General features: G+C 62.3%; 8 protein-coding genes and 1 pseudogene. 4 read left to right on the forward strand and 5 right to left on the reverse strand.

The annotated features are described in order from the left end of the window. A pseudogene (locus P8Y39_12095) lies at positions 1–255 on the reverse strand (hypothetical protein). Between the two features lie 93 nt (positions 256–348). Here P8Y39_12095 and P8Y39_12100 point away from each other — a divergent pair. The 3 genes from P8Y39_12100 to P8Y39_12110 are packed head-to-tail and all read left to right on the forward strand — an operon-like array spanning position 349 to position 4,305. Further along, positions 349–2,751, forward strand: coding sequence for a PAS domain S-box protein (locus tag P8Y39_12100; GenBank protein ID MEJ2193058.1), 2,403 nt, complete (start codon positions 349–351; stop codon positions 2,749–2,751). Next, on the forward strand, positions 2,744–3,094 hold the full coding sequence (locus tag P8Y39_12105; protein MEJ2193059.1) for a response regulator: 351 nt from the start codon (positions 2,744–2,746) through the stop codon (positions 3,092–3,094). Before P8Y39_12100 ends, P8Y39_12105 begins: the two co-directional genes overlap by 8 nt. Then, complete coding sequence (locus tag P8Y39_12110) at positions 3,091–4,305, forward strand: class I SAM-dependent RNA methyltransferase (protein ID MEJ2193060.1); 1,215 nt, start codon at positions 3,091–3,093, stop codon at positions 4,303–4,305. Before P8Y39_12105 ends, P8Y39_12110 begins: the two co-directional genes overlap by 4 nt. A 73-nt stretch (positions 4,306–4,378) precedes the next feature. Here P8Y39_12110 and P8Y39_12115 read toward each other — a convergent pair whose 3' ends face one another. Further along, on the reverse strand, positions 4,379–4,507 hold the full coding sequence (locus P8Y39_12115) for a hypothetical protein (protein MEJ2193061.1): 129 nt from the start codon (positions 4,505–4,507) through the stop codon (positions 4,379–4,381). Next, a complete protein-coding gene (locus tag P8Y39_12120) occupies positions 4,504–4,722 on the reverse strand; it encodes a DUF1858 domain-containing protein (GenBank protein ID MEJ2193062.1) in 219 nt (72 codons plus the stop codon). Before P8Y39_12120 ends, P8Y39_12115 begins: the two co-directional genes overlap by 4 nt. 161 nt (positions 4,723–4,883) lie before the next feature. Here P8Y39_12120 and P8Y39_12125 point away from each other — a divergent pair, with 161 nt between their 5' ends. Then, positions 4,884–5,300: a hypothetical protein gene (locus P8Y39_12125; GenBank protein MEJ2193063.1), complete on the forward strand. Its 417-nt coding sequence runs from the start codon at positions 4,884–4,886 to the stop codon at positions 5,298–5,300. A gap of 10 nt (positions 5,301–5,310) precedes the next feature. On the opposite strand, the gene P8Y39_12130 is transcribed toward P8Y39_12125, so the two are convergent. Both P8Y39_12130 and P8Y39_12135 read right to left on the reverse strand, forming a co-directional pair. Continuing rightward, positions 5,311–5,982 carry a Crp/Fnr family transcriptional regulator gene (locus P8Y39_12130; GenBank protein MEJ2193064.1) on the reverse strand — a complete coding sequence of 224 codons (672 nt, stop codon included), beginning with the start codon at positions 5,980–5,982 and terminating at the stop codon, positions 5,311–5,313. A gap of 176 nt (positions 5,983–6,158) precedes the next feature. Continuing rightward, positions 6,159–6,399, reverse strand: a 241-nt coding sequence (locus tag P8Y39_12135; protein MEJ2193065.1) for a tRNA (adenosine(37)-N6)-threonylcarbamoyltransferase complex transferase subunit TsaD, incomplete at its 5' end; no start/stop codon positions are given.

Below are 6,399 nucleotides of genomic sequence, written 5' to 3' on the forward strand. Positions count from 1 at the left end.
CCGCCCCTGATTATCTTTTCGGCGCTGCCGCTGGCCCTGTTCAGCTTCAAGATCGCCAAGGCGATCTACCTTTACCGGGGCGCGCGCATTGTCGGCACGATCAAGCAGACCCGCATGCAGGTAGTCTTTTGCCAGCGAGTAAAGTGCCTGGTCTCGCTGCTCCGCTGCAAGGTCCGGGCGCGCGATAATGTTCTGATGAATGCGGATCGCTCGGTCCACTTCGCCGCGGCGCCGGAACAGGTTGCCGAGCGCGAACAGCGTGAACACCAGAAGCGCGCGCTTCGCGCGGGAAAGGACCAGCGAGGCCACGTCGCAATCGAAGCCCAGATCGTCGAGGCCAAGAGGCGCATGGAGCTTCTCTTCGAGAGCGTTCAGAGCGGCATCATCACCCTGGACCGCAATTACACCATCACGGCCGCGAACCGCTACATAGAGCGCTGGATAGACAAGCCCCTCAAGGAGATCATCCTCAGAAACGCCCTGGACGTCTTTCACGAGAAGGGCGGCATCTGCCCGCACTGTGCGGCCAGGATTACCTTTGAGGAGGGCGACATCAACACCATTACGCAGTCCAGCGGCCTGAACTACGCCGACCTCGCCTCCTATCCCATAAAGGACGACAAGGGTGAGGTGGCGGAGGCGGTGGTCTTCATCCAGGACATCACCGACAGGGTTCTGTACCAGGAGGAGATCATGGGTCTGTACAAGGAGGTCATGCAGACCAAGGAGTACATGGAGAGCCTCATCGGCAACTCCGCCGACGCCATCGTGACCTTCGACAACGAGGGCGTCGTCAAGTCCTGGAACCCGGCTGCCGAGGAGATCTACGGGTTCAAGAAGGACGAGGTCGTCGGCCAGTTCCTGCCCTTCGTGCCCGAGAGCCTCGTGGAGTTCGAGAAGGAGAACATCGAGAGGATACGGCGGGGCGAAGTGCTCAAGATGGAGACCTTCCGCAGGCGCAAGGACGGCGTCCTGATCGAGGTGAGCCTTACCCTTTCGCCCATCAAGGACGTCACCGGCGAGATCATAGGCATCAGCAGCATCTCCCGCGACATATCGGACAAGAAGCGGGTGGAGAAGGAGCTCATACGGAGGAACCAGGAGCTCTCCCGGCTCTTCTTCATCAGCTCGGCCATGACCGGCACCCTGGAGCTGGACAAGCTCCTGAAGATGGTCCTCACCGCCGTGACGGTGAGCGACGGGTTGGGCTTCAACCGCGCCATCCTGTTCCTCGTGGACCAGGGGCAGGGCGTTCTGAGGGCCACCATGGGAGTGGGCCCGTCGAGCCCCGAGGAGGCCTGGAGGGTCTGGGATACCCTCTCTTCGGACCACAGGACCCTCCACGAGATGATGCAGGACATCGTGGAAGGCCCCCTGCTCAGGGATTCCTTCCTGGACAGGCTGGACGCCGATGTGGCCATGCCCCTGGGCGGCGACACGGTCCTGGCCCGGTGTGTCAGGGAGAGAAGGCCCGTGAACGTCCATGAAGCCCGGAGGGAGCCCGAGGCGCACGCCCCCCTCACGGAGCTGCTGGGCACGGAGGCCTATGCGGCGGTGCCCCTCATGTACAGGGGAACGGTCATCGGCGTCCTCTGGGTGGACAACTACTTCAACAAGAAGCCCATCACGGAAGAGGACATGAAGTTCCTCACGGGCTTTGCCGATCAGGTGGCCGCGGCCATCCAGGCCGCGCGCCTCTTCCAGCAGGTCTCCCTGGCCGAGGCCGAGCTGGAGAACATCTTCCGCTCCATATCCGACATGGTGTTTTTCACGAGCAAGGACTACACCGTAAAGAGCGTCAACGATGCCGTGGCCGAGAGGCTGGGGATGTCCAAGGAGAGCATCGTGGGAAAGAAATGCTACCAGGTCTTCCACGGCATGGAGGAGCCCTGGCCCCTCTGTTCGCATCACAAGACCATGGAAACCCTCAAACATTACGTGGAGGAGCTGGAGGACCCGAACCTGGGCGGAACCTTCCTGACGTCCACATCGCCCATTTTCGACACGGACGGCAATTTTCTGGGCACCGTGCACATCGTCAGGGACATCACGGAGATCAAGGACCTGAGGGAGAAGCTTCAGTCCAAGGAGCGGATGGCCGCCCTGGGCGAGGTGGCGGCCAAGGTCGCCCACGAGATCCGGAACCCACTCGTCTCGGTGGGCGGGTTCGCCAAGCGCCTCGAAAACAAGCTCGACGGGGGGCTCAAGGAATACGCGCGCATCATCTCCAACGAGGTCACGCGCCTGGAGGACATTCTCCGGGAGATATTGGGCTTCGTGCGGGAGGTGCGGGTTTCCAAGAGGGAGGTGGACCTCAACGACGTGGTCACGGGAGTGCTGGACCTTCTGGGAAGCGAGGTTTCGGCTCGGGGCAACGCGCTGGTGCGGCAGCTTGAGCCCGAGGTGATGATAAACGTGGACCCCGACCGGATGAAGGAGGCCATCCTCAACATCATGAACAACGCCAATCAGGCCACGGAGAAGGGCACGGTGACGGTGCGGACGTACGCCGCGGACGGAAGCGGCGTCCTGGAGGTGACCGATACGGGGTGCGGCATACGGGAGGAGGACCTGGTCCGCATCTTCGACCCCTTCTTCACGACGCGCCCTACGGGGACGGGGTTGGGGCTGGCCATTTCCAAGAGGATTATCGAGGAGAACAACGGAAGGATCGAAGCTCGCAGCGGCGGCATCGGTACGGGCACCGTCTTTAAAATCTATCTACCCCTGAAGGAGGAAGCGCATGAGTAAGATTCTCGTCGTGGACGACGACGCCCATATCCTGAAGCTCTATGAAGAGGAACTCACCGAGGAAGGGTATGATGTCGTGACGGCCAGCACCGGCAAGGAAGCCATGGAGAAGTTCGAGTCCGACAACCCGGACCTCGTCACCCTGGACATCCTGATGCCGGACATAGACGGCATCAGCCTGCTCCGGCGCATGAAGGAGAAGAGGCCCCGCCTGCCTATCATAATGTCCACGGCCTATGACTACAGGGACGACTTCGCGGTCTGGGCGTCGGAGGCCTACATCGTCAAATCGGCCGACCTCTCGGAGATGAAGGCCATGATAAGGAAGCTCCTGAGCAAATGAGCACGGATGTCCTGAAAGCGGAGGACGCCGTCTACGGGGGCTATGTCCTGGCGCGCAACGACGGGGTGATATTCATCCGCGGTGCGATTCCCGGCGAGGTGGTGCAGGTCAGGGTGCAGGAGAGGAAGAAGGACTACGCCGTGGCCGCGGTCTCCGAGGTGGTGGAGCCCTCCGAGCACCGGGTGGAGCCTCCCTGTGCGTATTTCGGCCGCTGCGGGGGCTGCCAGCTTCAGTACGCCTCCTACGAGATACAGGCGGCCATGAAGGCCCATGTCCTCACGGACTGTCTGAGGCGCATCGGAGACATCAGGAGCGAGCCGGCCCCTTCGCTTACGGGAAAGCCCTTCGGGTATCGCCGCAGGGGACAGTTCAAGGTCTCCCGCACGGGCGAGGTGGGCTTCTATCGCGAGGGCACCCGGGAGGTGGTGCCCGTGCAGGGCTGCCCCCTCATGGCGGAGGAGATTAACGCCGCCCTGGGCTGGCTCAGACCCGAGTGGCTCCTGGGGGCGAAGGAAATCCACATCACCAGCGGGGACGGCCTCTTGGCCTGCGTCAAGGGAAAGCCTTTCGACGAGGGCCTGGCCGAGCGCCTGGTGGAAAGCGGTTTTGCGGGGGTCGCCTTCGAGGATGGAAGCTACCGGGGGGCCGGGTACGTTGCTTTGGACCTCACGGGGCTTCGGTATACGGTCTCCGCGTGGAGCTTCCTTCAGAGCAACTGGGAGCTGAACCGCGCCCTGGTGGGGCTCCTCCTTGAGAAGCTGAACCCCGCGCCTGGCGTCCGGGTGCTGGATTTGTACGCGGGAGCGGGGAATTTCTCTCTTCCCCTCATGAAGGCCGGCGACGTGCGGGTGACCGCCGTGGAGGACAACCCCCACGCCATCAGGGACGCGCGGAGGAACGTGGAGCAAAACGGGCTTCGGGGCTATGACATCCTCCGGGGCAGGGCGGAAAGCGTGAAGCTCAAAGGCGCCTACGACCTGGTTGTCCTGGACCCGCCCAGGCCGGGCCTCACCAACGCCGCCCTCGAGCGGGTGCTCGCCCTGGCGCCGCCCCGGGTGCTCTATATATCGTGCAACCCCTCCACCCTGGCCCGCGACCTCAAGAAACTCGCCCCGGCCTACGAGCTGGACGAGGTGAGGATGGTGGATTTCTTCCCCAACACCTACCACGTGGAGGCCGCGGCCTTCCTCACAAAGAAAGAGGGCCGGTAGCGCCCGGCCCCCGGCCCTTCGTTTTCGAGATATTTTCGCCCGCGACGTTTTCCCGCCCCTGGGGGTCTCCTTCTCAATGCGCTCCGTGGATGAGCACGGGCAGGCAGCGGACGCAGACCGTCTTCTCCTCACCTTCGTGGATGCAGTGCAGATAGACCCTGTCGGCCCCGTCGTAGCCGCAGACAAAGCACCGGGGTTTCATTTGCCCTCCCCGAGGGCGTTCAGCTCCGCGACTATGGCCTCGGGGTCGAGGCTGTGCATCATGCAGCCGAAGCTCAGGGATTCCACGTTCATCCCCGGGCAGGTGAAGCACCCGTTGCCGAAGTGCTTCTCGATGACCGCGCGAGCTTCCGGACTGCTCTTGACCACGTCGCCGATAAGGGAGTCTTTGGTGTAGCGCTTCTCCGTGGTAGCCATGAGAGTGACCTCCTTTGCGTCTTTGATTCTATGATACGGCCCTCCGTGCTAAGATTCTATGACGAAGGTCATAGGGGAGAGCCCGGGCCTATGACGGCGGTCATGGCGGCTTCGGAGGAAGGGACGCATAATACGGGAAAACACCGCATCGAGGAGGATACATGGACCGGTACGTTAAGGGCTTCATCGCCATGAGCATCGTCTATCTTTCTGTGGCCTCCGTCATCGGCGTGCTGATGATCATTCATAGCCCCTTCAGGGTTACGCTCACCTTCGTGCACTCTCACCTCATGCTCCTGGGCTGGGTTTCCATGATGATATACGGGGTGGGCTACCATATCCTGCCCCGGTTCGCCGGGCGACTGTTGAAAAAGACGGCCCTGGCGGAAGCGCAATTCTGGATGGCCAACGCGGGGCTTCTGGGCATGGTGGTCATGGACGCCTTGGGCCGGTACAACCCCGGGGTCCCGGCCTACCGCACGGTGCTGGCCCTCTCCGGCATACTGGAGGTCGCATCCATCTTCGTATTTTTCTACTTGATGGCCGTCACCCTCTTTGGAGGGGAGGGACAGGCGTAGAGGCCGGGCGTCAGAGGCCCAGGGCCTCCAGCCCGGCGCGGTCCTTGATGACGATCCTGCCTTCCTTCTCCTCGATGAGCCCCTGCTTCTTGAACTGGCTCATGGTGCGGATGGATGTCTCCACCGTGGTGCCCACCATCTCGGCGATGTCCTGCTTGGTGAGCCGGAGGCCGATTTCGATTCCCTCGGGGCTCTCGCGGCCGCTCTTTGAGGCCAGCTTCAGAAGGAGGGCGGCTATCCTGGCGCCGACCTTCTCCAGGGCGATGGTCTTCGTCATCTCGTGGGACTCCTTCATGCGCTCCCCCAGGCTCTGGACGATTTTCATTGCAAGCTCCGGAAACCGCTCCAGGACCTTGAGGAGGTCCCTCCGGGATATCTTCGCCGCCTCGGTGTCCTCCATGGCCACGGCATTGGCCGGGTAGGGGAAGCCCCGCACCACGGCTATTCCCCCGAAAAACTCGTCGGGCCCGATGACCTCCAGGATTATCTCCTTGCCGTCCTGGGAGAGCTTGGTAATCTTTACCTTCCCCTTGACCACGAAGTAGAACCACTCGGAGGGGTCCCCCTCGGCAAAGATGAGGTTCCGCCTGCCGAAGCTCTCCGGGACGAGGAACCTCTCTATTTCCTTGAGGTCTTCCTCGGAAAGGTCTTCAAAGATGGATATTTTGTCCAGTTTCAGCATGGCTCTAAGCTTAATAAAATCGACCTGAAAAAACAAGAAAGCAACTGCCTCATTCGAAATGTGAACGAACCCTTGGCCACAGCCTTCCGGGTGCTTATGGGCCGTGACCTTCCTCTGCGGGGACACGGCGGACGTGCGTGCCTCTGGCCGTATCCTCCGGCAGGGGAGGGGAAAGCCTATTCCGCGGGCACACCCAGGGGTAGATAGGGTCGGGGGTTCAGGTCCAGGCCGGCCCGCTCCCCCTTTCTCAGGCGGTGATAGCCGGCCAGGGCTATCATGGCGGCGTTGTCCGTGCAAAGGCCCGGCGGGGGAAGGAAAAGCTCCACCTCCCTCTCGCGGGCCATCTCCTTCATGCGGGCCCGGAGGGAGCTGTTTGCCGCCACCCCGCCGGAGAGGGCCACCCGGCGGATGTGAAAC

The organism is Nitrospirota bacterium (genome assembly GCA_037386965.1).
In the GTDB taxonomy this organism is placed as follows: Bacteria; Nitrospirota; Thermodesulfovibrionia; order Thermodesulfovibrionales; family JdFR-86; genus JARRLN01.

What these genes read in the sequence shown, in the direction of transcription:
- P8Y39_12100 (MEJ2193058.1), top strand. Translation starts at nt 349, where the DNA reads ATGGAGCTTCTCTTCGAGAGCGTTCAGAGCGGCATCATCACCCTGGAC.
- P8Y39_12105 (MEJ2193059.1), top strand. Translation starts at nt 2,744, where the DNA reads ATGAGTAAGATTCTCGTCGTGGACGACGACGCCCATATCCTGAAGCTC.
- P8Y39_12110 (MEJ2193060.1), top strand. Translation starts at nt 3,091, where the DNA reads ATGAGCACGGATGTCCTGAAAGCGGAGGACGCCGTCTACGGGGGCTAT.
- P8Y39_12115 (MEJ2193061.1), bottom strand. Translation starts at nt 4,507, where the DNA reads ATGAAACCCCGGTGCTTTGTCTGCGGCTACGACGGGGCCGACAGGGTC.
- P8Y39_12120 (MEJ2193062.1), bottom strand. Translation starts at nt 4,722, where the DNA reads ATGGCTACCACGGAGAAGCGCTACACCAAAGACTCCCTTATCGGCGAC.
- P8Y39_12125 (MEJ2193063.1), top strand. Translation starts at nt 4,884, where the DNA reads ATGGACCGGTACGTTAAGGGCTTCATCGCCATGAGCATCGTCTATCTT.
- P8Y39_12130 (MEJ2193064.1), bottom strand. Translation starts at nt 5,982, where the DNA reads ATGCTGAAACTGGACAAAATATCCATCTTTGAAGACCTTTCCGAGGAA.